The following is a 24,116-nucleotide window of genomic DNA, read 5'->3' as shown; positions in this document are numbered from 1 at the left end:
CTCGCGGAAGGGGGGGGACGACCTTGGAAACCCAGCCGATCTTGCCCGACGATCAGTCCCGTCCGCCGGAGAATCCCAAGATCACCGACAGAGTCCTTCAGAGATGAACGATCACGCTGAACCCCGGCTCTCACCCGGCGCGTTGCCGGGATGGATGCCGGGCAGAAGGAAGGTTCTGGCTGCCGCAGGGCTGACTGCGGTCGGGGCCGCGTGGGCGGCGGCCGGCGGTACGGCCCGGGCTGCGGTACGGCCCGCCGGGCGGGTGGCCGGACGGGCGGTAGCCGCCGCCGCGTCCGGGTCGGCCCTCGCCGTCCCGATCGACACCGTGCCGCACACCCGCACCTGGATGGCCTGGCCCGAGAGCACGACCATCTGGAGGAGGGCCCTGGTCGGTGTCCAGGCGAACATCGCGCTCGTCGCGAGAACGATCGCGCAGTACGAGCCGGTCTTCATGTGCGCGAACCCGGCCAGCGTCGCCAAGGCCCGGGCGACGTGCGGCCCGGCCGTGACGGTGACCGGGACGATTCCGGTCGACGACTGCTGGATGCGCGACACCGGTCCGGTCTTCCGGCTCGACGGAGCGGGTGGACTCGACGCGGTCGGCCTGAACTTCAACGGCTGGGGCAACAAGCAGAATCCGCACGGCAACGACGCCCAGGTTGCCCGACGAATCGCGGCCTACGTCGGTGTGCCCTTCACCGCTGCGGGCCTGGTGTGCGAGGGCGGCGCGATCGAGACGGACGGCGACGCGACGCTCATGGCCACCAGGAGCAGCATCATCAACCCGAACCGGAACCCGAACATGGCGCAGGCGCAGATCGAGGCCGCGATGTGCGCGGCCTACGGAGCGTCAAAGGTGATCTGGTTCGACGGGATCAGCGGCCAGGACATCACCGACGACCACGTCGACTCGACCTCGAGGTTCCTGGCCGACGCGACGGGTCTCGTCCAACTCCCGCTCGCGACCGACACGGACGTCTGGTCCAACGACGAACGCCAGCAGTACCGGATCCTGTCCGCAGCGACGGACGCCCAGGGCCTCCCCATCCAGGTCACCCGGCTCCAGGGGCCCGATTACAACCTGATCCGCTCGACGAACCCGAACTTCGTCGGCTCCTACGCCAACTACTACCTCTGCAACGGTGCGGTGATCTCGGCCCAGTTCGGCGACAGCGGCGCCGACGTCGCCGCGTACGACACGCTGTCCGCCCTGTTCCCCGACCGGGTGGTCGAACAGCTCGACATCGACAGCATCGGCGCGGGCGGCGGCGGCATCCACTGCGTCACCCAGCAGCAGCCGGCCGGGTAGGCGCCGGTCCGTACGTCGGCGGTCACGCCACCCTGGTCCGCAGCCGCCGGAGCATCCGGGCGTCCTCGAAGCCGACGGCGCGGGCTGCGGCTTCCACCGTGGAGCCGTGGCCGATGAGGTGCTCGGCGCGTTCCAGACGCAGGGTCTGCTGGTAGCGCAGCGGGGTGAGACCGCCGGTCGCCCGGGTGAAGAGGCGGGTGAGGGTGCGCTCGCTGACTCCTACCGTGGCGGCGAGCTGGGCCAGGGGCAGCGGGTCGGCGAAGCGGGCGTCGATCAGGTTCTGCGCCCGGTGGACGGTGTCGTCCAGGTGGGAGCGGTGTCGCAGCATCGCGCTGGCCTGCGGTTCGTGGCCGTTGCGCCGGGTGTGGACCACCATGTCGCGGGCCGTCCGGGCGGCGACTGCGGGGCCGTGCCGGGTGGCGAGCAGATGCAGGGCCAGGTCGATGCCGCTGGCGATGCCGGCCGAGGTGACCACGCGGTCGTCGGTGGTGAAGAGGACATCGCGGACCAGCACACCGCCGGGGTAGCGACGGGCCAGCTCGTCCTGCAACTCGTGATGGGTGGTGAAGCGGCGGCCGTCGAGCAGTCCGGCCTGGCCGAGCAGGTCGGCTCCGGCGCAGATACTGGCGACGGTGCCGCCACGGGCGTGGTGCTCCCAGAGCCGGTGCAGCGAGGCCGGGGCCAGGCCCGGCCCCGGGTCCGACCCGGGCTGGGGCGACTGGCAGCCCGGCACCACGATCAGATCCTCGGGGCCGAGCACGGGCCACTCGGTCTCGGCCGCCAGCCGCAGGCCCTGTGCGCTGAGGACCTGCGGCTGCTCGGCGACGTAGCCGAGGGTGTACGGGTGGCCGAAGTCGGCGGCCGTCGAGAAGACCTGGGCGGGTCCGGCCAGGTCGAGCAGGTGGACGCCGGGCACGAGGAGGAAGGCGATATGGCTCACGATCCGGTCATCATGCCTGATCCCGGTCCGCCGCCTCCAGCTGGTCGATCGTGGCGATGGTCGCGAAGCGTCCGGCCAGCGCGTACTCAGTACGGGCGATCACCTCGGCGGCTCCCAGGGTGCGCGGGTCGGCCAGCAGTTCGGCGACGGTCCGGTCCTCGGGGGCGTCACGGTGGGGGATGGGGTTGGTCGCGGTGGCGTCGGTGACGAAGGTGACCTGGTAGCCGAAATCGCTCGCCACGCGTGTCGTGGTCTCCACACACTGCTCGGTGCGGATGCCGGACACCAGCAGCTCCCGTACCCCGTGGGAGGTGAGCAGCTGCTGCAGGTTGGTGGTGGTGAAGGAGTTGTGCGAGGTCTTGTGGATCAGCGGCTCCCCGTCCTGGCGCTCCAGTTCCGCCAACAGCCGTACGTGGCCACTGGCCGGGTCGAAGGCGCCGCCGCTGCCGGGCTCGGAGTGCAGCACCCAGACCACCAGGTCCCCGGCCTGGCGGGCGAGCCGGACCAGGCGGTTGACCTGGTCGGCGATCTTCGGGTTGGAGATGGTGTCCCACAGCGGCGAGGCGCGGAAGGACTCCTGGACATCGATGACGATCAGGGCGCGGTTCATGTCGCCCAGTCTGACTTGCGCCGGTGGCCGGGCAGCAGGCCGAATCGGGTCAGGGGGCGGGTCGATCCGGTCAGCACGGTCGGGCGGCCGGCGGCAGCGCGGCTGCGGAAGTCCGGGGGTCGGACGCCGGACCGGGCTTTCGGTCAGGGGCAGGAGTCCTCGCGGGACGCGGCCCGGGTAGGGTGTTGGTCCGTGGCCGACCGTCGAACAACCATCATGGAAGCCGCTGCGCGGGTCATCGCCCGGCGCGGCGTCCGGGGCCTGCGGGTGGAGGAGCTGGCCGCCGAGGCGGGTGTGTCCACGGCGCTGATCTACTACCACTTCAAGGACCGCACCGGGATTCTGCGGGCGACGCTGGAGTTCATCAGCGACCGGGCCGAGCGCTACACCACGGAGCGCGACCCGGGCGCCGAACCGCTCGACCCCCGGAGCGAGTTGGAGCAGTCCCTGCTACTGGAGCTGCAGGACACCCCCACCGTGCGGGAGAACAGCACCGCCTGGGGCGAACTGCGGGCCAGCGCCGTCTTCGACCCCGATCTGCGCGAGGAGCTGGCCCGGGCCACGCTGATCTGGGTGCAGGAGGTCGCCGAGCTGCTCGGACAGGTCCGGCCGATGGCGACGGCCACCGCGCTCGCCGCCGCCGCCGAGCGGCTGACGGCTCTCCTGGAGGGGCTGAGTGTCCGCTGGCTCAGTGGCGGGCTGCCGCTGGAGCATGCCCGTGAGCTGATGGCGGGCGCCGTCGACGCCGAGCTGGCCCGCCTGCGCGGGTAACGTCGCGGGGTCCGGGGCGGGGCTTGGTTGTAAACCCTCAACTTGTCATGCACCGGCTCATTGTGTCGGGTTCGGGCCGGCCGAGATCATCGGACTCCTGGGGATGCTTGCCAGTCGTTCTTGACTGAAATTTCAGTCAGTGGGAGAGTTGGCCGTGGCGGGGCCGTGCTCATGGCTGCGCCCTCTGCCGAGAGCTGCGAGAGCTGTCCGATGCGCCGCCCTCGAGCGGCCGCACCCGATGCCTGCCTCATCCCCGACATTTGGCGTGGTCGGCGGGTCCCGGCGACACTCGAACCTGAGGCTCCCATGAATGAATCCGAGCACGTCCGCCGCTCGTTCGGCAGCCGTCTCTTCGGAGGGCAACCGTCACGTCGGGCCGTCCTCGGCGCCGCCGGTCTCGGTGCGGCCGGAGTGGCCATCGGCTCACCGGCCGCCGCCGCCGCGCCGGCCGGTGCGGCAGCAGAGCGCCGGCGGGTGAGCATGGACGACGTGCCGCACGCGCACACCTGGATGTCGTGGCCCGCGAGCCGGTCCATCTGGGGCCGTCAGCTGCGCGGGGTGCAGGACGACATCGCCCTGATCGCGAGCGCCGTCGCGGCCTACGAGCCGGTGATCATGTGTGCGGTGGACGACTACGCCGCAGCGGACGCCCGGGCGATGTGCGGCCGTGGGGTCACCGTGACCAGCGAGATCCCGACCGACGACCTGTGGATGCGCGACATCGCGCCGGTCTTCCGCCGCGACGCGTCCGGCAGGCTCGACACCATCGGCCTCAACTTCAACGGGTGGGGAAAGAAGCAGACCCACGGCAACGACGCCCGGGTCGCCGGGTACGCCGCGGAGTACGAGTCGCTGGCCTTCAGCCGGGCGGACTTCGTGGGCGAGGGCGGCTCGATCGAGACCGACGGCGACGGCACGGTGATGGCCACCGAGAGCAGCCTGGTCAACAAGAACCGCAACCGTGGTCGGAGCCGGGACGAGGTCGAGGCGGCCGTACTCGACGCGTACGGCGCGGACAAGATGATCTGGGTTCCCGGCATCAAGGGCAAGGACATCACCGACAACCACATCGATGTCACCTCCCGCTTCGTCCGGCCGGGCGTGGTGATGGTGCAGATACCGCCGGACGACCGCACCGACATCTGGGCCCGGGACGCGCGCGAGCAGCTCGCGATCCTGGCCGGCTCGACCGACGCGCGCGGGCGCCGCCTACAGGTGATCCGGGTGGACGGTCCCGACACCGTGCGCTCGCGGGACTCCAAGTTCGTCGACTCGTACCTGAACTTCCATGTCGTCAACGGCGCCGTCATCACCGCGCAGTTCGGCGACCGGGTGAAGGACGAGGCGGCGCGGGCCGCCCTCGCGGCGGCGTTCCCCGGACGGCAGGTCGTCCAGCTCGACGTCGACCGGCTGATGGGCGGCGGCGGAGGCATCCACTGCTCCACCATGCACCAGCCGCTGACGTAGTCCGCTCTGCGCCGAATGCCACGATCACCTGTGATCGCCAAGACCGTTCAGCTGCCGTCTCGCGGCCGAACGGCACCAGGGTCCCGCACCCCGGGAAGAAGCTCGTCATCCACCTGCCGGAGTGCTCCATGTCCAATTTCGCCCTGTCCCGTCGAACCATGCTGAGGTCCCTGGCCGGTGCCGGGGTGGTGGCTCTGGGGGCGGCCGCCTGCTCGCCGTCGGACGCCGGGCCGGCCTCGCCGGGCCCCTCCCAGCCGCCCGCGCCGGGTTCGCCCTCGTCGGCATCGGGCGCATCGGGCGCATCGGGCGCGCCGGCGGGTCGCCGGTTCGGCGCCGAATGGGAGAACCACGTGCGTACGTTCATGGCCTGGCCGGCGACGGACGGTATCTGGGGTGATCAGCTCCCCGCCATCCGCCAGGACATCGCGGGCCTGGCCCGGGCGATCGCGGGTTACGAGCCGGTGGTCCTGCTCGCCCGTCCGGAGCAGGCGGACCAGGCGCAGCAGGCGTGCGGCAACGAGGTCGAGGTCGTCCCGATCCCGGTGGACGACTCGTGGGCCCGCGACACCCTGCCGGTCTTCGTCGAGCAGTCGGGCAAGCTGATGGGCGTCGACTTCAACTTCAACGGCTGGGGCAACAAGCAGCAGCACGGCAACGACGCCAAGGTCGCACGGGCGGCCCTGGCCAAGTACGGCATCGGGCGCATCGAGACACCGGTCGTCGCCGAGGGCGGCTCCTTCGAGACCGACGGTCTGGGCACGGTGATGATCACCGAGAGCGCGGTGGTCAACGACAACCGCAACCCGGGCAGAACCCGGGATCAGCTCGAGGCCGAGATCGTCCAGGCGCTGGGCGTCCAGAAGATCATCTGGCTGGCCGGTGTGCGTGGCAAGGACATCACCGATGCCCACGTCGACTCGCTGGTCCGCTTCGCCGCCCCCGGGGTGGTCCTGCTGGACCAGGCGTTCCCCGGCACGCCCCCCGACGTCTGGTCCCGCTCCGCCGACCAGGCCAGGACGGTGCTGGCGGACGCCACCGACGCCCACGGCAACAAGCTGCAGGTCATCGACATGCCTCAGCCGGACCCGGACAGGATGACCGGGCGTGGTGACGCGTTCGTCTCCTCCTACGTGAACTTCTACGTGGCCAACAAGGCCGTCTTCATGCCGCGCTTCGGCGACGCCCAGGCCGACGACCGTGCCCAGGGCATCCTGCGAGACCACTTCCCGGGCCGCGACATCGTCCCGCTCAAGATCGACACTATCGCCTCCGGCGGTGGCGGAATCCACTGTTCCACCCACGACCAGCCTGCCACGCCTGTGAGCTGACGCAGCGTCAACAGAGAAGAGGGCACGTGCAACTGACCCCGACGGAACGTGATCGGTTGCTGTTGTTCGGCGCGCACGGCGCGGCCCCGGCCGACCTGTCGGTCGCCTTCGTCTCGCAGGCCGCCGCCGACTCGGGCTCCCCCGGCAGCCCGCACGACGCTATGACGACCCGCCGCCGCCGGGTCGCCGTCCGGGGCACCCGGGGCATCGGCCCGGCCGACCTGGTGCACAACGCCCGCCTCGGGCAGGTCGAGGTCGACCCGCGCAGCGGACTGGTGACCCTGGACGGCGCACCGGTCCGCTCGGAGCCGACGCAGCACGTACCGCTCAGCCGTCTCTACTTCCTGTGACAGAGCGGCCCGGCCCGGCTGTGGTCACGGTTGGGGTCGGCGGCGCGCTCTGCCGCCGGCCCGCTACCCGGACTCCGGCGGCGCGCTCTGTCCACCTCACCCGGCCGGAGGCCGGTCGACGCCGCTCCCCGGCCGGGTGAGGTGGACCAGGATCCGGCCGGTATTGGCCTGGTCCGCCTCGACCCGGACGTACAGCTTCCTGATGTGCCGCTGGCCGAGGAAGGCCAGCACCCGCTTCCTGAGCTGTCCCGTCCCCTTGCCCGGAATGATCTCGACGATGGTCTCCCCGGTGCGGACCGCCTTGAAGAGAGTCTCCCGCAGAGCGAGTTCGATGTCGCGGTTGTTGCGGAAGACCGGGTGCAGGTCCAGGGTCAGCAAAGCCGTACCTCCAGTGGCGAAGCAGGCGGACGGGACGGGGGCAGCATAGGGCCTCCGACCGAGCAGGAATGGAGAAGGCGGACCTGCCGGTCAGCGTTTAGCGTGGTGGTCATGGACCTCGGGGCCGCCCCGCTGCTCTGCCGCCGTGGCCCGGTCCGCACCTCACACCACCAGGGAGCGACAACGTGACTGCCCGGATCCGGAGCATCATCCACCCCGTCAAGGACCTCGCCAAGGCCAAGGCCCTGTACGGCGAGCTGCTCGGCGTCGAGCCCATCATGGACGAGCCCTACTACGTCGGCTACAAGGTCGGCGGCCTGGACATCGGACTCGACCCGCAGGGGCACAGCAAGGGGCTGGCCGGTTCGGTCGCCTACTGGGACGTGGACGACATCAGGAAGACCATGCAGGGGCTGGTCGACGCTGGTGCGGAAATCCTCCAGGAGCCCACGGACGTCGGCGGGGGCTTGCTGATCGCCCTGGTCAAGGACACCGACGGCAACGTCATCGGGCTGTCCCAGCCGGCCTGAGTACCAGTCGACCCGAGCGCTGAGTACCAGCCGTCCGGTGTGGGCCGCAGGATGGTCCGCACCGGACGGCTCGGCGCCGCCTCGGCGCCCGATCGGCCCGCCGGACCTGTCGACCGATGCGGTGGCCCGCCGGGACGTTGGAGCAACTCCCGTGCTGGATAAGGGTATAAGGTCCTACGGGTTCCCTTGACGTGAACAGGAGTAGACCACATACTCCCAGACACGGCGTCAGACCCATCCGGCGACGGGTTTCACTCCCGTCCCGATGTGCCTCCGCTGTGCAGCCCGGCCGGCCCTCGGTGCGCCCGCCGGATGAAATCCCTGGGAGTCGCAGATGACGTCCGGAACCAGAACTACGCGTACGCCCAAGGGTGTTCGCTCGCTCCTGCGCGGCTGTCGCCCACTCGTCGTGTCCTCGGCGGCGGCCCTGCTCGCGCTCTTCGTGACCTTCCCGGCCCCGGCCGGTGCGGTGGCTGTTCCCGGGCCGCCCTCGGGGTGGACGACGGTGTTCAGTGACGATTTCTCGGGTGCGGCAGGCAGCGCGCCGTCCTCGTCGAACTGGGTCTACGACACCGGCCCCGGCTCGAACTTCGGGACCGGCGAGATCGAGACGATGACCGACTCGACCGCCAACGTCCACCTCGACGGCAGCGGTCACCTGGACATCACCGCCCTGAGCACCGGCGGCAGTTGGACCTCCGGCCGGATCCGGACGCCGAACGCCGCCGTAGGCGCACCGGCCGGTGGCAAGTTGGAGGTCACCGCGTCGATCCAGCAGCCCGACCCGGGGAGTGGCCAGGGCTACTGGCCCGCGTTCTGGATGCTCGGCCCGGGGCAGTGGCCCGAGAACGGCGAGATCGACATCATGGAGGACGTCAACGCGCTGTCCCAGGTGGCCGGTACGATCCACTGCGGTACCAGCCCGGGCGGTGTGTGCAACGAGAGCAACGGCATCGGCAGCGGCTTGCGCGCCTGCTCGGGCTGCCAAGCCGGCTTCCATACGTACGCGATGATCCTGGACCGCACGAAAACCTCCGCCGAGTCGATCACCTGGTACCTGGACGGCACCCAGTACTTCAGCGTGAGCGAGAGTCAGGTCGGGGCCGCCGCCTGGCAGCAGGCCTTCGACCACAACCTGTCCATCATCTTCGACCTCGCCGTCGGCGGCGGGTTCCCCAACGGTGTGTGCGGCTGCACCACGCCGAACGGCTCCACCAGCTCCGGCGGCACGATGAGCGTGGGGTACGTCGCGGCGTACACGACCACCGGCGGCTCCGCTCCCGGGGCGGGCGCGATCACCGGATACGGCGGCCTGTGCCTGGACGACCGTTCGGCCGGCACCGCGAACTACAACCCGATCCAGGTGTACACCTGCAACGGTACGAGCGCGCAGGACTGGTCCTTCGTCCAGGCGGGCACCACCCTGCACGTGCTGGGCAAGTGCCTGGACGTCTACGCGGCGGGCACCGCGAACGGCACGGCCGTGGACCTGTACGACTGCAACAACACCGGTTCCCAGGTGTGGATACCGCGCTCCGACGGGTCGTTGTACAACCCGCAGTCCAACAAGTGCCTCGACGACACCGGTTGGTCCACCACACCGGGCACCCAGGCGGAGATCTGGGACTGCACCGGCGGCGCCAACCAGAAGTGGACGCTGCCCGCCTGAGGGCCGGCCGGTGGACCTGGCGGCGACCCCGCCGCCTCCGGCCGTTGCTCAGATCCCCAGGATGCGGGCCTTCGCGGCGGCGAGCTCCTGGTCCGAGAGCACCCCTTGCTCGTGGAGCCGGGCCAGGCGTTCGAGGCTGCTGATGTCCGCTTCGGTGAGCCCTGCCGGGCCCGGCGCGGGACTCGGCCGGACCTCGGGTTGAGCGGCGGCCTGGGCACTCGCCTGGTAGGCGTCCTGCTCGGGGGCCGCGCGCTCGGCCTGCCGTCTGGCGACGCGGCCGGACACGGCGGTCGCCGTCCCGGCGACGACCGCCGTGCGCGCTGCCAGGCCGATGACACCCGGACGGCCGGCGCGGACTACGGGACGACGCAGCATCGTGAGCTCCTCTCGGTACGGGGTTGCCGCAGCGTCAGGTGGCAGCGGCAGCGGCTTCGAGCGCCTGCGCGACGACCGGCGCCGGGATCCGCTCGTGCTGGACCAGCAGTCCGCCGGCTCGGCGGACGGCTGCGGCGACGGTGGCCGCCCAGGTGTTCTCCCAGACGAGCAGGGCGGCCGACGAGTCGGGGATGAGTTCCTCCGCGATGATGGCGAGGTCCTCCTCGCTGAACAGACCGCCGATCTCGCCGTCGAGGCTGTCGAACGGCGAGGCCTCGTCGGGGCCGAGTGCCTCCAACTCCTGGTAGCTGACCGTGCCGTCCGCATCCTTCCTGACAAACGTGAGGTCGAGAATCCGGACCGTGCCGTTCTCCACGAGCCTCATCAGCTCCGGGACGATCTCACCGTTGAAGCGGTTTCCCGGAAAGGCGATGACGATGTACTCGACCGGGCCGACGTCCTCCATGCCGTTCGCTCCTCTCAGGCCGGTCTCAGGCCGGTTCCAGGCCGGGTGACCTGGTCAGGATCTGTTCAGGGTCTGCCGGTGCGTGCCGGTGCCTGCCGGGATCCGCCCGGTCCGGTCAGGCCAGGATCTTGGCCTTGGCGCGCTCGTACTCCTCCGCCGTGATGTCGCCCCGGTTCTTCAGCTCGGCGAGCCTGGTCAGCTCGTCGGTGCTGCCGGTCGTACCGGCGGCGGCGCGCAGGTAGGTGCGGAACGCCTCCTCGCTCTGCTGCGCCCGCTGCACCTCGCGCTCGTGCATGCCGGTGCCCCGGGCGATCAGGTACACGAAGACGCCGAGGAACGGGAGGATGACCACCAGGAGTGCCCAGGCGGCCTTCCCGCCGCCACCCAGCTCGTGGTCACGGAAGATGTCGCCGATGACGCGGAAGAGCAGCATGAACCACAGGACCCACAGGAAGATCATCGCGATGGTCCAGAACAGGTTCAGCAGCGGGTAGTCCGACGCCAGGTTCGCCAGTGCAAGGTTCATGGTCACTCTCCTGTCGGTGCACCCTGTCGACGAGGGTCCTGCGTCCACCGTGCGAGGCAATCCCGCCCGGCCGCATCACCCCGAGCGGGTGAGGCGCCCGGGGCAGGTGAGTGCGACTGGTGATCACCGGTCGGCAGCGGTTGAGTGGGAGAGGACGCCCGATCACAGATCTCCCGCTCGGAGACTCGGCGACCTCGGTGACCCCATGTGGAATCTCGCAACGGCCGTCTCCCCAGCCCCCTGGCCGGCCCCTCCCGACCCGCCGCAGCCGCGGCCGACCCCCCTCGGCGATCCGATGCTGGCGGCCAGGTTCGCCGTCCCGGCGTTGCCGAAGATCCTCGTCCGCCGCCCGGCGTTGCTGGAGCGGCTGACCGCCGGGGTGCAGGGGCCGCTCACCCTCGTCAACGGCCCGGCCGGTGCGGGCAAGACGGTACTCACCGCCCACTGGGCCAGCGAAGCGCTCTCCCCGTACCCGGCCGTGTGGCTCACCGTGGAACCGGGCGACGCGCCGGGGGCCTTCTGGGCCTACGTACTGGAGGCGTTCCAGCGGCGCGGCGAACAGCTGCCCCCCGAGGTGGGCAGCCCGACCCGCGCCGAGGGCGTCGACCGGTCGTTCCTGGTGCGGCTCGCCAATGGGCTGGCCGAGCGGCCGGACCCGGTGGTCCTGGTACTCGACCAGTTCGACTCGGCCCGCGCGCCGGAGATCGTCGACGGTCTGCACTTCGTGCTCCGGCACGCCGCCCACGGCCTGCGTCTCGTGCTCACCGGCCGGACGGACTCGTTGCTGCCACTGCACGGCTACCGGACGGCCGGCGAGATCACCGAGATCCGAAACGCGGACCTGAGGTTCACCGGCGCGGACACATGCGTGCTGCTGCGGGAGCACGGGTTGGAGATCTCGGAGGCGGGAATCCGGCTGCTGGTGGACCGCACCGACGGTTGGGCGGCCGGCCTGCGCCTGTGCGGCCTGGCGATGCGGGCGAGCGCCGATCCTGAGGCTTTCGTCCGGGAGTTCGCCGCCAACCGCACCACGATCTCCGACTACCTGCTCACCGAGGTGCTCGACGCGCAACCGCCGTCCACCCAGGACCTCCTGTTACGCGCGAGCATCACCGACCGCATCCACCCCGGGCTCGCGGACACACTGACCGGCCGCGACGACGCCGACTGGATCCTGGCCGAACTCGCCCGCGCCAACGCCTTCCTGGAGCAGGTCGACGGATCGGCCTGGTACCGGCTGCACCCCCTGTTCGCCGAAGTCCTGCACGCGCACCTGCGGCACCGCTGCCCGGGCCTCGAACCGCAACTGCGCGGCCGGGCCGCGCGCTGGCTCGCCGGGACGGGACGGCTCGCCGAGGCCGTGGCGCAGGCCGCTGCCGCCGGTGACTGGCAGTTCGCGGCCGGGCAGTTGGTCGGCGACCTGGCGATCGGCCGGCTCCTCACCGGCCTGGAGACGGACCGGCTGAGCCGTACGTTCGCCACCATGCCGACGGACCTGCCGGGTGCGGCCACCGGCCTGGTGACGGCGGCCTGCCGACTGGCCGACCAGGACCTCGACGGTTGCACGGCCGGGCTGCGGCGTGCGGACGAGCACCTGACCGACGACGCGGACCTGGTGTCCCGGCTCAGCCGGGCCTTCGTCGGGGTCCTCGCCGGGCGGCTGGCCCACGACCCGGCGGCCACCGAACGGGCGGCGGCCGACGCCGACCGCCTGCTGCGCGCGCTCCCTGAGCCCCTGCTCGGGCAGCATCCCGAGATCCGGGCGATGGTGCTGGCCGGCCTGGGCTCGGCGGAGCTCGCCGCCGGACGTCTCGACCGCGCCGAAACCGGGCTCACCGCCGCCGTCGAGGCGTCCGGCCGCCCGGGGACGGAGTACCCGCTCTGCGATGCGCTGGCCTCGCTGGCGCTGGCCGAGCTGCTGCGCGGGCGCCTGCGGCAGGCGGAGCAGCACGCGCGCGGCTCCCTCGCCGTCGCCGAGCGGTCCGCGCTGCCGCCGGAGCGCCTGGGCGCTCTCGACCACCTCGTGCTGGCGGGCGTCGCGGCCGAGCACAACGACCTCACGACGGCCCGGGCCCAGCTCGACCTGGCGACCGGCTCGGCCGGACCGCTGCCGGAACCCGTCCTCGCGCTGGAGGCCGCCGTCATCGGCTCCAGGCTGGCCACGGCCGAGGGGGACTGGGAGGGTGCGCTCACCACGATCCACGCCGCCGGCTCGGCCGCCGCGCCCCTGCACCTGGCCGACTGGACGGCCGACGAGCTGGCGATCGCCGAGTCCCGCGCACATCTGGCGCACGGCGACCCGGGCGCGGCCCTCGACGTGCTGGACGCCGTGGCCTGCGACCGGCCGGAGCACACCGTGGCCCGGGCCCGCGCCCTCCTGGCAGCAGGGCGCGGCGACCACGCGATGGCGACCCTGGCCGACCTGCCCGCCGATGCCCTGATCACCAGCACGAGCCGGACCCAGGCCAGCCTGCTCCAGGCCCAGGCCGCCGCGGCAGGCGGTGCCACCGAACAGGCCCACCGCCACCTCCGTACGGCCCTCGGGCTCGCCCGCCCCGAGGAGCTGCGACGGGTCTTCGTCGAGAGCGGCCCCTGGGTGGGCCGGCTGCTCCGGCAGGACCCGCGACTGGCGCACGCGCACGGCTGGTTGCTACCCGCCCGCGAGCCGGGACAGCTGCCTGCCGGGGCCTGCGAACGGCTGCCCGTGGTGATCGAGCCGCTGACCGCGCGCGAGACCGACGTGCTGCGCCAGGCCGAGCAGCTGCTGTCCACCGAGGAGATAGCCGCCGAGCTGTACCTCTCCGCCAACACGGTCAAGACCCACCTGAAGAGCATCTACCGCAAGCTGTGCGTCACCCGCCGCAGTGAGGCGGTCCACCGGGCCCGGGATCTCGGGATGCTGTGACTCCCGCCGGCTCCAGGTCGCCCGTACCGGGCGATGCCGTGCCCGGCGGTGGGGGCCGACAGTGGTGGGAACGGCGGAAAGCCCGAACCTCGGCTCCGAGGGAAGTTCTCGCATGCGCTACGAATTCCGCATCGCCGGCCTGGTCTCCGAAGCGCTCGCCGAGGCCTTTCCCGAGTTCGACCGCGTCCCCGTACCCGTCCCCGTACCCGAGGAGACCCTGTTCTGCGGACCGGTGACCGACGAAGCCCACCTGTACGGGCTGCTGGTCCGCTTCCAGTCCCTCGGCCTGCACGTGCTGGAGATGCGGCAGCTGCCCGGGTGACCGCAGCGATAACCCCCTCGGCTCACGGCGATGCGTCGGTCCGCTCGGCGGTGACCCGCCCGGTACGTACCGCCGCCACCAGGGCCTGGTGGTCGCGCTCGTTCTGGTCGGCGTAGCTCTCGGCGAACACGGCCACCGCCCGCTCGAAGCTGTCGCCGCGCCCCAGGTACGCGGCGATCGCGATCCGGTCCCCGGACCTCGCGTGGGCCCGGGCCAGGGTGGCACCGCAGAGTTCGCCGAACGCCCGCAAGCCGTCCGGCACCATCAACTCCGGTTCGGCGATGCCCTTCCAGTCACGCAACTGGCGCACGTAGAAGTCCCGTTGGCGACCGTCGATGCCCTCCACCCGCTCCCAGCCGAGGAAGATGTCGCTGGCGGCCTGCATCAGCCGTTGACCCGCGCAGACCCGCTCGCCCTCGGTCCGGTACTCGCTCGCACCCGCGAAGGGGGCCAGCACCGAGGTGTCAGCCTCCTTGGCCTGCAGGAACAGCGGGTCCTCGTCGTCCCGGCCGAGCAGCAGGACGATCCAGCACCGGGTGCCGACGCTGCCGACCCCGACCACCTTGCGAGCCATGTCGACCACGTGGAACTGCCCGAGCAGAGCCCTGCGGTCCGTCTGGATGCTGCGGCCGTAGCGCTGGAGCAGGCCGCGCAGTTCGTCCTCCACCACGCTGCGCCCGACATCCGGGAGCAGGTCGGCGAGCGGTACGAGCAGCGGCGGGTCCGCCGCGATCCGACGCCTGCCGTTCACCACCTCGGTGAGCTTCTCGAACACCTGCAGGTTGTCCCGGGTGCGCGCCTTCGCCACGGCCTGGGAGAGGCGCTTGCGGCCTCGCTTCTCCAACTGTCCAGCTGCCAGGGCCTCCAGCTGGTCCATGTCGGCCTGGGCGTACCAGACGTCGAGGTTGCGCATGCCCGCGTGGACGAGCATCCGTTCGCGGTACGACCGTACGGTGGCCAGCACGATGGCGGCGCGTTCCTCGTCCGTGTAACCGTTCGCACGACTCGCGATGACCAGGCTGGTCGCCAGTCGTTTGACGTCCCACTCCCACGGGCCGGGCAGCGTCTCGTCGAAGTCGTTGATGTCGAACAGCAGGTGCCGTTCCGGTGAGGCCAGCAAACGGAAGTTCAACAGGTGTGCGTCACCGCACAGTTGGGCCTTGATGCCGGAGTTCGGTGTGGCGGCCAGGTCCGTGGCCATGATCGCGGCGGCACCCCGGTAGAAGCGGAACGGCGACTCGGTCATCCGGCCGTAGCGGATCGGCACCAGCTCGGGCACTCTGGCCGCCGACTGGGCTTCGAGGACGTCCACCGGGTCCGGGCGGCTCGCGGGCGGCTCGTAGTCGGCGTGGGCGGATCGTGGCACGGCACGGCGGGCGGCCTTGCCCAGGGCAGCTCGTTCCTCGGGTGTCCGGTGCGGCGCGGTGCCGGGGGTTACCGCTGAGTTCTGAGTCATCGAAGGCCTCCTGCTCACGGACAGCCCTTCCATCATCTCGACATGCTGTGGGTCCGGCCCGATCTGCGTCGGCTCGGCTTCTGTGGTAGCGGAGCCGAGCTGAATCGGCGGCGGTGATAGGCCGACGGTGTGACCTCGGCTCGCCGTCCGGGGCCCCGGCTGCCTCGAGGGCTACGCTCGGACCGTGCCGATTCGGACCGTGCTGATTTCGCCGAGCCCTGACAGCAGTCAGGCATGACGATGCCCGGGTACCTGGACCTTCCCCGGGCCAAGCGGCGCAGGCTCGCGCTTCTTCTCGTCATCCGGCCGACGCTCACCGCCACCTGCCTGGTGGCTGCCTACTTCCTGCTGCCGATGGACACCCGGCTCGTAGGCGAATCGCTGTTCTGGCTGGTCACCGGCCTCATCGGGGTGGCGGCGCTGGTCGTCCACGAGACTCGGGCGATCACGCGTTCCGAGTACCCGAGGCTGCGGGCCGTCCAGTTGATCGTCACGTCTCTGCCGCTGTTCCTGCTGCTCTTCGCGTCGGCGTACTTCCTCATGGACAGAGCCACTGCGAACACCTTCACCCAGGCGATGACGCGGACCGACGCGCTGTACTTCACGCTGACGGTCTTCACCACGGTCGGTTTCGGCGACATCGCCCCTCGTTCGGAAGCCGCCCGGATCGTGACGATGGTTCAGATGCTGGGCAATCTGATCCTCATCGGTGTGGCCGCGCGCGTCGTCGTCGGCGCGGTCCAGGTGGGCATCCAGCGGCGGACGGCCGCCGGCTCGGCAGGGAACCCCGCCGAGCCGGGCGGCGGCACCCCGGCCGGGCCGCCGGAGTGAACCAGGTGCGCCCACAGCGTCGGTCTCAGGGCGCAGGCCGCACAGACCCACCGTCGGGCCCGGGGGCAAGGCCGGCGGCGGCCAGGCCGGCGAGTACCGCTTCGCCCAGGGCGTGCACTGCGGACTGCGGGCGGACCATCACGGTGAACTCCTTGATCCGGCCCTGCTCGTCGAACTGGAGCAGGTCGATGCCGTGGATCTGCTTGCCGTGCACGTTGGCCCGGAAGAGGAGGATCTCCGAGGGGGTTTCGGCGCCGTCGGCGCTGGTCTCGGCCGTGCCCTCGAGCTGTCCGACGTAGCGGAAGTCCTCGAAGGTGCGCAGCAGGACGTCGAAGAGCCCCAGCACCATGGGCTTGCCCTCGAACGGCGTGAACTTCACCGGGCTGTAGAGGCGGATGTCCTCGGTGAACAGGTCTTCCAGCGCGGCGTGATCGCGCGCCTCGACGGCGGCGCGGAAGCGGGCAGCGGTCTCCATGACCCCTCCGGATACTCAAGGATGTGACTAGTCACTTTCTTGAGTATGGTGCACGGGCGGACGGAGAAAGGGAAGGGGCAGTTCGATGGCCTTGCGACATGCGGTGCTGGCGGCTCTGCTGGACGGCGAGTACAGCGGATACCAGTTGGCCAAGGCGTTCGACGTCGGCGTCGCGAACTTCTGGCACGCCCTGCCGCAGCAGCTGTACGTCGAGTTGGCCAGGCTGGAGAAGGACGGGCTGGTCGCGGGTCGGCAGGTGGTCCAGGAGACCCGGCCCAACAAGCGCGTGTTCCGGGTCACCGAAGCCGGCCTCGCCGAGCTGGAACAGTTCGCGGCGGCCGTGTCCAAGCCCTCGTTCATCCGCGACGACCTGCTCGTCAAGGTCCAGGCCGCAGACCACGTCGGCACCGGGCCGGTGATCGAACAGCTCGACGAACGGGCAGCTGCGGCCCAGGCCAAGATCGAGCTCTTCGGTGAGCTGCTGCGGCAGATGCGTGGCGACGTGGACGAGGAGGAGTTCCTGCGGCGGGGAGACCGGATCGGGCCGTACCTGACCTGCCTGCGCGGCCTTGCCTTCGAACAGGGCCACCGGGACTGGTGCGTACGGATCGCCGACGTCCTGCGGCAGCGGGACGCCCAGGCCGGGATCGCGCCCGCTCAGGCTGCTCGGAAGGCCACCCCGCTCCCTGGAGTCCTTCCTGGCCGAGCACCTCGGACACTTCCGCGGCAGCCCTAGCGATCTGCGGTAGCTGCTGTTGCATCTTGACGATTCGTCAGATCGCTGAGTTCTTCCAATCCGACTGCCAGATAAGGAAGTTCAGGAGTTCAGGGGTGTCAGTGAGACTGCGGCTTCCGGCGAGTGGAGGCTGAAGGTCAGCGTCTGCTGGAGGTACAGCTCGACGGTGTCGGCGTCGTGGGCCCGGTAGCCGATGGACAGGTCCTGGCCGAGGTGGAGTTCGAAGTCGCCGCCACGGGTGGAGACGAGAGCGCCGCCGGTGATGGCGGGAGCCCAGACGATGGGGCCGGACAGGACCCGGGTGATGTGTTCCCGGACGGGGTAGCCGTGGTCGGAGGTCTCGTTCACGGCGGTGTAGGCGTCGGCGCCGAGCAGCAGGGCGTACGGGCCGTCGACGCCGGCCAGGCGCAGGGTGGTCAGGGCGTGGCTGACGGCGTCGGGGTAGGCGGTGACGTCGGCGGGAAGCGGTAGAGGCGGATTGGTGGAACCGGAGCGGATGCCGTCGACACCGGCCTCGGGCCAGCCCTCGAAGATGATCCGGTCCTCGGCGAGGGCCATGGTCCGGGCGGCGACCTTGGCGGGCTCCCAGTCGCTGTCGCCGGCGCCGCGCTCGACGTCGTCGACGGCATCGCGGGCGAGAGTGAAGGCGACGCGTAGTTCCGTGCTGGGCCGGACGAGATGGACGCGTGCCCGCAGGCCGGGGGAGGAGGGCGTGGAGATCTGGGTGAGATGGCCGGTGCCGACGGCGGCGAGTGCGGGACCGGCCGGGTCGGCGGTGTCGACGACCCGGCGGCCCGCCAGGTGCAGGACGAAGGTGCGGCGCACCTCCTCCTCGATCCCGGCCCAGGCGGCGGCGCTGACGGGCGCGAGGTCGCGGTGCAGATTGTCCATAGTCAGTGCGCCTCTTCCGGGGCCGGTGGGCTGTTGGCGGGTTCGAGGCTCGTGGGCTCGAGGTCGGCGGGCTTGGTGTCTGCGGGCTTGAGGCTGCCGATGCCGAGCGAGCCGTCGAGGACGGCGCTGCTCCGTCCTGGCGCGGTGGCGGGCCGCCCCTGCGAGACGGGGACGAGGACGGCGTCGGCGTGGGGAAGCGGCGGCGGGTCGTCCAGGAAGTCTGCGCCGGGGACGAAGAACAGGCCGCCGGTGGTGGCGGTGGAGAAGTCCAGGATGCGGTCGTGGGCGGCGTCGGCGGTGCCGAGGAACATGTTGCGCAGCAGCTGTTCCGTGACGGCCGGGGTCCGGCAGTAGCCGATGAAGTAGGTGCCGTACTCGGCCTGGGAGAGGGACCCGAAGGGCATGTTGGCGCGGACGATCTGCTGTTCGTTGCCCTCGGCGTCCAGCACCTTGTTGACGACGACGTGCGCGTCGGCGGGCTGTGCGTCCTCGGGGAGTTCGACGTCGGAGAGTTTGGTACGGCCGACGACGTGCTCCTGCTCCTCGGTGCTGAGGGTGTCCCAGTGCGTGAGGTCGTGCAGGTACTTCTGCACGATGACGTAGCTGCCTGCGGCGAACGGCGGGTCCTCGGCGCCGACGAACGCTGCCTGCCGGGCCTTGCGGCCTTCGGGGTTCTCCGTGCCGTCGACGAAACCGAGCAGGTCGCGCTGGTCGAAGTAGGTGAAGCCGTGGGTCTCGTCGACGATCCTCGCCGCTCCGTCGAGCCGCCGGGTGACGAGGGAGGCGAGCTCGAAGCACAGGTCCATGTGGTGGGCGCGGATGTGTAGCAGGACGTCCCCGGCGGTGGCGGGGGCGACGTGCCGTCGGCCGCGGAGGGCCTGGAACGGGTGGAGCTCGGCCGGGCGGGGGCCGGTGAACAGGCGGTCCCAGGCACCCGACCCGATCCCCGCCACGCACGTCAGGTGCTCGCCGGGAAGCCGGAAGCCCACCGAGCGGACCAGGCCGGACAGGTCGGCGAGCAGTTCGCGGACCGCGCCGTGGCCGCCGGGTTCGACGGTCAGGACGAGGAACATCGCCGCGCGGGTCGCCCCGGCCAGTACGGGCTGCGGGACCGGCGCCGTCGGTACGGTGTCCAATGGCTGCTTCCCCGTTCGTCGCCGGCCCCGGCCGACGACCGGGCGGGTCCACCCACCGTGCCCGTTCCGGCGAGCCGGTACGGATCAGCGGTCGCAACGTGCCCCGAACGGACCACCGACGCTCACCCGGCTCGCCCAACGTCCGGCCGTCCGGCGGACCGTCGTACGGGTGGCTCGGGCCGACTACCGGCGGACGTCCTGGACGGGGTAGCGGTACGCGCCGTCGGACGGGTGCCGGTAGTCGGGCAGCCAGCTGCCGAGGACCAGGCCGGACGGATAGAACATCGGGGTGGGCAGCGCGTCGAGGGCGAAGCGTTCCCACCCCGAGCAGGCGTGCGGCTCGGTGACCTCGGCCGGGGCGTCGGTCGGCGGGGCGAGCACGGCGGCGGTCAGCCGGGGCCGGCCGAGCTGGTGGTCGAGCAGGACGGCGAGCACCCGCAGCTGCTCGGCGGGCACCAACAGGCCGGTCTCCTCGGCGAGTTCACGCGCGGCGGCCTGCTCGAAGGACTCGCCCGGCTGGTCCACCTTGCCGCCGGGCAGGCTCCAGGTCGGCGTCTCACCTGCGGTGATGCGCCGGCCGAGGAGTACCCGCCCGTCGGTGGTGGGCACGATCACGCCTGCGCCGAGGATGGGTGGCATCCGATGTCCTCCAGGACTACCAGGTCGCTACCGGGGGGCCGGGGTGCTGCCGGGGTTGCTACCAGGGTTGTTGCTACCAGGGCGAGGGGGCGAAGTCCTTCAGGAAGCAGCCGTACAGGTCCTCGCCCTGCTCGCCCCGGACGATCGGGTCGTAGACCCGGGCCGCGCCGTCGACCAGGTCGAGCGGGGCGTGGAAGCCCTCCTCGGCGAGGCGCATCTTGTCGGGGTGCGGGCGCTCGTCGGTGATCCAGCCGGTGTCGACGGCGGTCATCAGGATGCCGTCGGTGTCCAGCATCTCCTTGGCGCTGGTGCGGGTGAGCATGTTCAGCGCGGCCTTGGCCATGTTGGTGTGCGGGTGCCCGGCGCCCTTGTACGCGCGGCTGAACTGGCCCTCCATCGCGGAGACGTTCACCACGTACTTGCGGCGTGCCTTGGCCGCCGCCATCGCCGGTCGCAGGCGGCTGACCAGTACGAACGGCGCGGTGACGTTGCAGAGTTGGACCTCGAGCAGCTCGACCGGGTCCACCTCGCTGACGGTCTGGACCCAGGTGTTGGTCGCGGCGAGGTCGGGCACCAGGCCGCCGGCGTCGATCGCCGTCCCGGCCTCGATCCGGGCCGGGGTGGCCGAGCCGGTGACCAGCGCGAGGGCCGTCACGTCGTCGGCGGTGAGCGCCTCGTGCGCGCCGGAGGACTGCCCGGGCAGCGCCGGGCGCTCCACGCTGCCGCTGCCGAAGCTGCCGATCACGACGGCGGGCGGCAGCTCGCCGGCGGGCAGCGGGGCGGACTCGGCGGCGATCAGCTCGCTGTACGCCTTGGGGGAGCGGCGCACGGTCTGGGCGGCGTTGTTGATCAGGATGTCCAGCGGGCCGTCGGCCGCGACGGTGTCGGCCAGCGCGACGACCTGGGCGGGGTCGCGCAGGTCGATCCCGATGATCTTCAGGCGGTGCAGCCAGTCCGCGCTGTCCGGCATCGCCTTGAAGCGGCGGATCGCGTCGTTCGGGAAGCGGGTGGTGATCGTGGTGTGGGCACCGTCACGCAGTAGGCGGAGCGCGATGTACATCCCGATCTTCGCCCTGCCCCCGGTGAGCAGGGCGCGCCGACCGGTCAGGTCGGCCTTCTCGTCGCGGCGGGCACGGTTCTGCTTGGCGCACGGCGGGCAGAGCTGGTGGTAGAACGCATCGACCTCGACATACCGGGTCTTGCAGGTGTAGCAGGAGCGCGGCCGCTCCAGGATGCCCGCGATCTCCGTGGTGGTGACGGTCGTCAGGCCGAAGGCGCCCTGCGTCTCGTCGTCGATCCGCCCCGGCGCGCCGGTCGCCGTGGCGGCCGTGACGGCGCGGTCGTTGGCGGTCTTGCGAGCGCGGGTCTCCTGGCGGCGGCGCTGCTTGAGCGTCCGGAAGATGCCACCGACCGCCACTCGGACGGTGATCGCGTCCGGGTGGTCCACGTCCAGTTGGTCCAGCTCGGCGAGTACGTCGAGGAAGAGTTCCAGCCGCTCGGGGGCGATGCCCGGGCCGTACTCGATCTCCTGGGTCTCTTCCGTCTGGATCTCTTCGGTGGTCTGTTCGGTGTTCTGGATGTCCTCGCCCGCCGTCATGCCCGCAACTGCTTCCTCGTCCGCCCTGCCTGGTTTAAGGATGAACTCTACGTAGTGCCGGGCGGGTAACCAAACGAGTAATGCCCCCAGGGCCCTTGCGTCCATTACTGATCGTTCTCTAGGGTTGGTAACAGCTGAAGGCGCAAGTGGACCATTACGAGGGGGAGTCTTGATCGAGCGGAAGTACGACCAGAAGCACCAGAAGCACTGGGAGAACTGGCAGCGCAGCTGGGACCGTCAGCAGGAGTGGTACATGCCGGACCGGGAGGAGCGCTTCCGGGTGATGCTCGACCTGGTCGAGGCCGTCGGCGGCTCCGAGCCGCGCGTGCTCGACCTCGCCTGCGGCACCGCCAGCATCAGCGAGCGGCTGCTCGCCCGGCTGCCGGGCGCCGTCAGCGTCGGAGTGGACCTGGACCCGGCGCTGCTCACCATCGCCGGTGGTCTGTTCGCGGCCGAGCCCCGCCTCACCCTGGTCACGGCCGACCTGAGGGACCAGGACTGGGCGGCGCAGCTGCCGCCCGGCCCGTACGACGCGGTGGTCACCGCCACGGCGCTGCACTGGCTGGCCACCGACGACCTGATCCGGCTCTACGGTGACCTCGCCGGTCTGCTCCGCCCCGGCGGGGTGTTCCTCAACGCCGACCACATGCCCGAGCCCGCCACCCCGGTCCTCAACGCCGCCGACCGGGCGTTCCAGCGGCGCCGGCAGGAGCGCGAGCGGTCGGAGGGCGTCCTTGACTGGGCCGACTGGTGGACGGCCGCCGCAGCCGACCCGCTGCTCGCCGACCACGTCGCCGCCCGGTCGGCCCTCTACCGCGAGCACACCGACGGCGACCTGCACCCTGCGGACTGGCACACCGCCCGACTGGTCGAGGCGGGCTTCCGCGAGGCTGGGGTCGCATGGCGATCCGTCAGCGATTCGCTGGTCGCGGCCGTCCGCTGACCCGCCGTCTTCAGCCGGTCGGTGGTGGCGGCTCGGCTCCCGAGCCCGGGGGTGGACCGCCACGGAGTTCGGCCAGCCGCTGACGGTAGTCGTCGATATCGATGTCACCGCGTGCCAGGCGGTCGGCCAGTACCTGCTCGGGGGAGGGGCGCTGGTCGACTGCCGGGCCGGGTGCCTGCCAGTGCGTCGGCTGTCCCTGCTGTCCCGACTGTCCCGGCTTCACCGCGCGGTGCGACCACACCCGCCAGACCAGCGCCAGAACGGCGATCAGCACCAGCCACAGCAACACCATCGTGATGCCGAACGGGACCCACCCCCACCCGCCGTGGTGCCCGTAGTGCCCGAAGTGCCTCATTCCTGTCTCACCTGCCACAGGTGCGGGACGGCTGCCGTCCCGTACCTCGCTCGTCCTGCGCCACCGCCCCGAGGACCCGGACGACCCCGAGTACGAGCGGCCTACCTCTACGTATACGCCCGGCTGGTAAGAACAGTGTTAAAACGCCAGGCGGCCCGCCGGTCGGCCCAGATCGGTAGGCCGCAACCCTGTCACGGCTCGGGGTTGCGGCCTACGAGATCAGCGGAGCTGGGTGAGGCGGATGTTGTTGCCGGACGGGTCGCGGAACCCGCAGTCGCGGCCGTAGGGCTGGTCGGTGGGCTTCTCGTTGAACTCGACGCCACGCCCCGAGAGTTCGTTGAAGGCGGCGTCGCAGTCGTCGGTGGTCAGGAAGACGGTGCCGGACGCGCCCTTGGCGGTCAGCTCGCGCACCTGGATCTGGGTCTCGGCGTCGAACACCGGCGGGCCGGGGATCGCCATCAGCACGATGCCCACGTCCTCCTGTCCGACCGGGCCGACGGTGAGCCAGCGGAAGTTCCCCATCTCGGGGAGGGTGACGTCGGCCCGGACCTCCATACCGACCTTCTTGGTGTAGAAGGCGAGCGCTTCTTCCTGGTCGTGGACCCAGAGTTGTGCGGTGGCGATCTTGATCATCGGATCCTCCTGGCAGGTGTTCTTTAGGCGGTACCGTCACGCTATTCCGGAGTCCTGGGTGCCGTCTTCTCGAAACGTGCGGTGTTGCGGCCGTCCGTAGGCGCGCCGCACGCAGCCGGGGATGATCGCGTGCGCGGCGGCCGGCGGGAAGGCGGCCCGGTAGGCGGCCGGGGCCTGCCCGTACATCCGGGTGAAGCTGGTGGTGAACGAGCCCAGACTGTTCAGCCCGACATCGAAGCAGATGGTGGCGATCGGCCGGTCCGTGGCGCGCAGCAGCGTGGCTGCCCGCTCCAGGCGCCGGGTGAGTAGATACACGTGCGGTGACTCCCCGAACGCGCGCCGGAACTGGCGGCTGAAGTGCGCGCGGGACAGACCGGCCGCCGCCGCGAGTTCGGCGACCGTGAGCGGTTCGGCGTACCGGGCGTCGGCGAGGTCCTTGGCGCGGAGCAGATGACGGGCGGGGGGATGCGGGGCCACG

General features: G+C 71.1%; 26 protein-coding genes and 1 pseudogene. 12 read left to right on the top strand and 15 right to left on the bottom strand.

Annotated elements, in window-relative coordinates:
- Positions 1-103 precede the first annotated feature (103 nt).
- Positions 104-1,309, top strand: coding sequence for an agmatine deiminase family protein (locus P3T29_RS17250; protein ID WP_280717368.1), 1,206 nt, complete (start codon positions 104-106; stop codon positions 1,307-1,309).
- A 22-nt stretch (positions 1,310-1,331) separates the two neighbouring features.
- Here the strand turns inward: P3T29_RS17250 and P3T29_RS17245 are convergent, their stop codons facing one another.
- Together P3T29_RS17245 and P3T29_RS17240 are read right to left on the bottom strand one after the other, a co-directional pair.
- Entirely contained in the window at positions 1,332-2,249 is a 918-nt protein-coding gene (locus P3T29_RS17245; protein WP_280717367.1) for a DJ-1/PfpI family protein, read from the bottom strand.
- A gap of 10 nt (positions 2,250-2,259) precedes the next feature.
- Entirely contained in the window at positions 2,260-2,859 is a 600-nt protein-coding gene (locus P3T29_RS17240; protein ID WP_280717366.1) for an isochorismatase family protein, read from the bottom strand.
- A 216-nt stretch (positions 2,860-3,075) separates the two neighbouring features.
- Here P3T29_RS17240 and P3T29_RS17235 point away from each other — a divergent pair, with 216 nt between their 5' ends.
- From P3T29_RS17235 to P3T29_RS17220, 4 genes and pseudogenes are all read left to right on the top strand, one after another.
- Complete coding sequence (locus P3T29_RS17235) at positions 3,076-3,630, top strand: helix-turn-helix domain-containing protein (protein ID WP_280717365.1); 555 nt, start codon at positions 3,076-3,078, stop codon at positions 3,628-3,630.
- Between the two features lie 306 nt (positions 3,631-3,936).
- Positions 3,937-5,097 (top strand): agmatine deiminase family protein, encoded by a 1,161-nt coding sequence (locus P3T29_RS17230; RefSeq protein WP_280717364.1) that lies wholly within the window; start codon positions 3,937-3,939, stop codon positions 5,095-5,097.
- 128 nt (positions 5,098-5,225) lie between these two features.
- Positions 5,226-6,425, top strand: coding sequence for an agmatine deiminase family protein (locus tag P3T29_RS17225; protein ID WP_280717363.1), 1,200 nt, complete (start codon positions 5,226-5,228; stop codon positions 6,423-6,425).
- A 65-nt stretch (positions 6,426-6,490) separates the two neighbouring features.
- Positions 6,491-6,775: pseudogene (locus tag P3T29_RS17220) on the top strand (urease subunit alpha); the annotation flags it as partial.
- A gap of 96 nt (positions 6,776-6,871) precedes the next feature.
- Here the strand turns inward: P3T29_RS17220 and P3T29_RS17215 are convergent.
- On the bottom strand, positions 6,872-7,153 hold the full coding sequence (locus P3T29_RS17215; protein WP_280717362.1) for a Smr/MutS family protein: 282 nt from the start codon (positions 7,151-7,153) through the stop codon (positions 6,872-6,874).
- 185 nt (positions 7,154-7,338) lie between these two features.
- Between P3T29_RS17215 and P3T29_RS17210 the strand changes: the two genes are divergently transcribed.
- Complete coding sequence (locus P3T29_RS17210) at positions 7,339-7,683, top strand: VOC family protein (protein ID WP_280717361.1); 345 nt, start codon at positions 7,339-7,341, stop codon at positions 7,681-7,683.
- A gap of 334 nt (positions 7,684-8,017) precedes the next feature.
- Positions 8,018-9,352 (top strand): ricin-type beta-trefoil lectin domain protein, encoded by a 1,335-nt coding sequence (locus P3T29_RS17205; RefSeq protein ID WP_280717360.1) that lies wholly within the window; start codon positions 8,018-8,020, stop codon positions 9,350-9,352.
- A 48-nt stretch (positions 9,353-9,400) separates the two neighbouring features.
- Here P3T29_RS17205 and P3T29_RS17200 read toward each other — a convergent pair whose 3' ends face one another.
- The 3 genes from P3T29_RS17200 to P3T29_RS17190 all read right to left on the bottom strand — a co-directional run bounded on the left by P3T29_RS17200 (position 9,401) and on the right by P3T29_RS17190 (position 10,719).
- Positions 9,401-9,727 (bottom strand): SHOCT domain-containing protein, encoded by a 327-nt coding sequence (locus P3T29_RS17200; RefSeq protein WP_280717359.1) that lies wholly within the window; start codon positions 9,725-9,727, stop codon positions 9,401-9,403.
- Between the two features lie 34 nt (positions 9,728-9,761).
- The gene (locus tag P3T29_RS17195; protein WP_280717358.1) at positions 9,762-10,193 is read right to left on the bottom strand and encodes a DUF6325 family protein; all 432 of its coding nucleotides are present in this window, start codon (positions 10,191-10,193) and stop codon (positions 9,762-9,764) included.
- 115 nt (positions 10,194-10,308) lie between these two features.
- Entirely contained in the window at positions 10,309-10,719 is a 411-nt protein-coding gene (locus P3T29_RS17190) for an SHOCT domain-containing protein (protein ID WP_280717357.1), read from the bottom strand.
- 295 nt (positions 10,720-11,014) lie between these two features.
- On the opposite strand from P3T29_RS17190, the gene P3T29_RS17185 reads away from it, so the two are divergent.
- Entirely contained in the window at positions 11,015-13,624 is a 2,610-nt protein-coding gene (locus P3T29_RS17185; protein WP_280717356.1) for a LuxR C-terminal-related transcriptional regulator, read from the top strand.
- Between the two features lie 112 nt (positions 13,625-13,736).
- Entirely contained in the window at positions 13,737-13,946 is a 210-nt protein-coding gene (locus P3T29_RS17180; RefSeq protein ID WP_280717355.1) for a hypothetical protein, read from the top strand.
- Between the two features lie 22 nt (positions 13,947-13,968).
- On the opposite strand, the gene P3T29_RS17175 is transcribed toward P3T29_RS17180, so the two are convergent.
- A complete protein-coding gene (locus P3T29_RS17175) occupies positions 13,969-15,402 on the bottom strand; it encodes a DUF2252 domain-containing protein (protein WP_280717354.1) in 1,434 nt (477 codons plus the stop codon).
- 234 nt (positions 15,403-15,636) lie between these two features.
- On the opposite strand from P3T29_RS17175, the gene P3T29_RS17170 reads away from it, so the two are divergent.
- Complete coding sequence (locus tag P3T29_RS17170; protein ID WP_280717353.1) at positions 15,637-16,233, top strand: potassium channel family protein; 597 nt, start codon at positions 15,637-15,639, stop codon at positions 16,231-16,233.
- A gap of 25 nt (positions 16,234-16,258) precedes the next feature.
- On the opposite strand, the gene P3T29_RS17165 is transcribed toward P3T29_RS17170, so the two are convergent.
- Positions 16,259-16,708, bottom strand: coding sequence for a nuclear transport factor 2 family protein (locus P3T29_RS17165; RefSeq protein ID WP_280717352.1), 450 nt, complete (start codon positions 16,706-16,708; stop codon positions 16,259-16,261).
- 85 nt (positions 16,709-16,793) lie between these two features.
- On the opposite strand from P3T29_RS17165, the gene P3T29_RS17160 reads away from it, so the two are divergent.
- Entirely contained in the window at positions 16,794-17,444 is a 651-nt protein-coding gene (locus tag P3T29_RS17160) for a PadR family transcriptional regulator (RefSeq protein WP_280717351.1), read from the top strand.
- A gap of 81 nt (positions 17,445-17,525) precedes the next feature.
- On the opposite strand, the gene P3T29_RS17155 is transcribed toward P3T29_RS17160, so the two are convergent.
- The 4 genes from P3T29_RS17155 to P3T29_RS17140 all read right to left on the bottom strand — a co-directional run bounded on the left by P3T29_RS17155 (position 17,526) and on the right by P3T29_RS17140 (position 21,707).
- On the bottom strand, positions 17,526-18,335 hold the full coding sequence (locus tag P3T29_RS17155; protein WP_280717350.1) for a family 1 encapsulin nanocompartment shell protein: 810 nt from the start codon (positions 18,333-18,335) through the stop codon (positions 17,526-17,528).
- Between the two features lie 2 nt (positions 18,336-18,337).
- Positions 18,338-19,471 (bottom strand): Dyp-type peroxidase, encoded by a 1,134-nt coding sequence (locus P3T29_RS17150; protein WP_280717349.1) that lies wholly within the window; start codon positions 19,469-19,471, stop codon positions 18,338-18,340.
- A 183-nt stretch (positions 19,472-19,654) separates the two neighbouring features.
- The gene (locus tag P3T29_RS17145; protein ID WP_280717348.1) at positions 19,655-20,110 is read right to left on the bottom strand and encodes an NUDIX domain-containing protein; all 456 of its coding nucleotides are present in this window, start codon (positions 20,108-20,110) and stop codon (positions 19,655-19,657) included.
- 73 nt (positions 20,111-20,183) lie between these two features.
- The gene (locus P3T29_RS17140; protein WP_280717347.1) at positions 20,184-21,707 is read right to left on the bottom strand and encodes an SDR family NAD(P)-dependent oxidoreductase; all 1,524 of its coding nucleotides are present in this window, start codon (positions 21,705-21,707) and stop codon (positions 20,184-20,186) included.
- Between the two features lie 169 nt (positions 21,708-21,876).
- Between P3T29_RS17140 and P3T29_RS17135 the strand changes: the two genes are divergently transcribed.
- Positions 21,877-22,650 (top strand): class I SAM-dependent methyltransferase, encoded by a 774-nt coding sequence (locus P3T29_RS17135; RefSeq protein WP_280717346.1) that lies wholly within the window; start codon positions 21,877-21,879, stop codon positions 22,648-22,650.
- A gap of 10 nt (positions 22,651-22,660) precedes the next feature.
- Here P3T29_RS17135 and P3T29_RS17130 read toward each other — a convergent pair whose 3' ends face one another.
- From P3T29_RS17130 to P3T29_RS17120, 3 genes are all read right to left on the bottom strand, one after another.
- Complete coding sequence (locus P3T29_RS17130; protein WP_280717345.1) at positions 22,661-23,005, bottom strand: SHOCT domain-containing protein; 345 nt, start codon at positions 23,003-23,005, stop codon at positions 22,661-22,663.
- Positions 23,006-23,224: 219 nt separating this feature from the next.
- Positions 23,225-23,638, bottom strand: coding sequence for a VOC family protein (locus P3T29_RS17125; protein ID WP_280717344.1), 414 nt, complete (start codon positions 23,636-23,638; stop codon positions 23,225-23,227).
- A gap of 36 nt (positions 23,639-23,674) precedes the next feature.
- The gene (locus P3T29_RS17120) at positions 23,675-24,115 is read right to left on the bottom strand and encodes an AraC family transcriptional regulator (RefSeq protein ID WP_280717343.1); all 441 of its coding nucleotides are present in this window, start codon (positions 24,113-24,115) and stop codon (positions 23,675-23,677) included.
- Between the last annotated feature and the right edge of the window lies 1 nt (position 24,116).

This window comes from Kitasatospora sp. MAP5-34 (assembly GCF_029894335.1).
GTDB lineage: Bacteria > Actinomycetota > Actinomycetes > Streptomycetales > Streptomycetaceae > Kitasatospora.
The sequence above is the reverse complement of the archived record's forward strand: the minus strand, read 5'-3'. Positions and strand labels throughout refer to the sequence as shown.

Coding starts and splice junctions, on each gene's coding strand:
- P3T29_RS17250 (WP_280717368.1), top strand. CDS start 104: ATGAACGATCACGCTGAACCCCGGCTCTCACCCGGCGCGTTGCCGGGA.
- P3T29_RS17240 (WP_280717366.1), bottom strand. CDS start 2,859: ATGAACCGCGCCCTGATCGTCATCGATGTCCAGGAGTCCTTCCGCGCC.
- P3T29_RS17235 (WP_280717365.1), top strand. CDS start 3,076: ATGGAAGCCGCTGCGCGGGTCATCGCCCGGCGCGGCGTCCGGGGCCTG.
- P3T29_RS17230 (WP_280717364.1), top strand. CDS start 3,937: ATGAATGAATCCGAGCACGTCCGCCGCTCGTTCGGCAGCCGTCTCTTC.
- P3T29_RS17225 (WP_280717363.1), top strand. CDS start 5,226: ATGTCCAATTTCGCCCTGTCCCGTCGAACCATGCTGAGGTCCCTGGCC.
- P3T29_RS17205 (WP_280717360.1), top strand. CDS start 8,018: ATGACGTCCGGAACCAGAACTACGCGTACGCCCAAGGGTGTTCGCTCG.
- P3T29_RS17200 (WP_280717359.1), bottom strand. CDS start 9,727: ATGCTGCGTCGTCCCGTAGTCCGCGCCGGCCGTCCGGGTGTCATCGGC.
- P3T29_RS17195 (WP_280717358.1), bottom strand. CDS start 10,193: ATGGAGGACGTCGGCCCGGTCGAGTACATCGTCATCGCCTTTCCGGGA.
- P3T29_RS17190 (WP_280717357.1), bottom strand. CDS start 10,719: ATGAACCTTGCACTGGCGAACCTGGCGTCGGACTACCCGCTGCTGAAC.
- P3T29_RS17185 (WP_280717356.1), top strand. CDS start 11,015: ATGCTGGCGGCCAGGTTCGCCGTCCCGGCGTTGCCGAAGATCCTCGTC.
- P3T29_RS17180 (WP_280717355.1), top strand. CDS start 13,737: ATGCGCTACGAATTCCGCATCGCCGGCCTGGTCTCCGAAGCGCTCGCC.
- P3T29_RS17175 (WP_280717354.1), bottom strand. CDS start 15,402: ATGACTCAGAACTCAGCGGTAACCCCCGGCACCGCGCCGCACCGGACA.
- P3T29_RS17170 (WP_280717353.1), top strand. CDS start 15,637: ATGACGATGCCCGGGTACCTGGACCTTCCCCGGGCCAAGCGGCGCAGG.
- P3T29_RS17165 (WP_280717352.1), bottom strand. CDS start 16,708: ATGGAGACCGCTGCCCGCTTCCGCGCCGCCGTCGAGGCGCGCGATCAC.
- P3T29_RS17160 (WP_280717351.1), top strand. CDS start 16,794: ATGGCCTTGCGACATGCGGTGCTGGCGGCTCTGCTGGACGGCGAGTAC.
- P3T29_RS17155 (WP_280717350.1), bottom strand. CDS start 18,335: ATGGACAATCTGCACCGCGACCTCGCGCCCGTCAGCGCCGCCGCCTGG.
- P3T29_RS17145 (WP_280717348.1), bottom strand. CDS start 20,110: ATGCCACCCATCCTCGGCGCAGGCGTGATCGTGCCCACCACCGACGGG.
- P3T29_RS17140 (WP_280717347.1), bottom strand. CDS start 21,707: ATGACGGCGGGCGAGGACATCCAGAACACCGAACAGACCACCGAAGAG.
- P3T29_RS17130 (WP_280717345.1), bottom strand. CDS start 23,005: ATGAGGCACTTCGGGCACTACGGGCACCACGGCGGGTGGGGGTGGGTC.
- P3T29_RS17125 (WP_280717344.1), bottom strand. CDS start 23,638: ATGATCAAGATCGCCACCGCACAACTCTGGGTCCACGACCAGGAAGAA.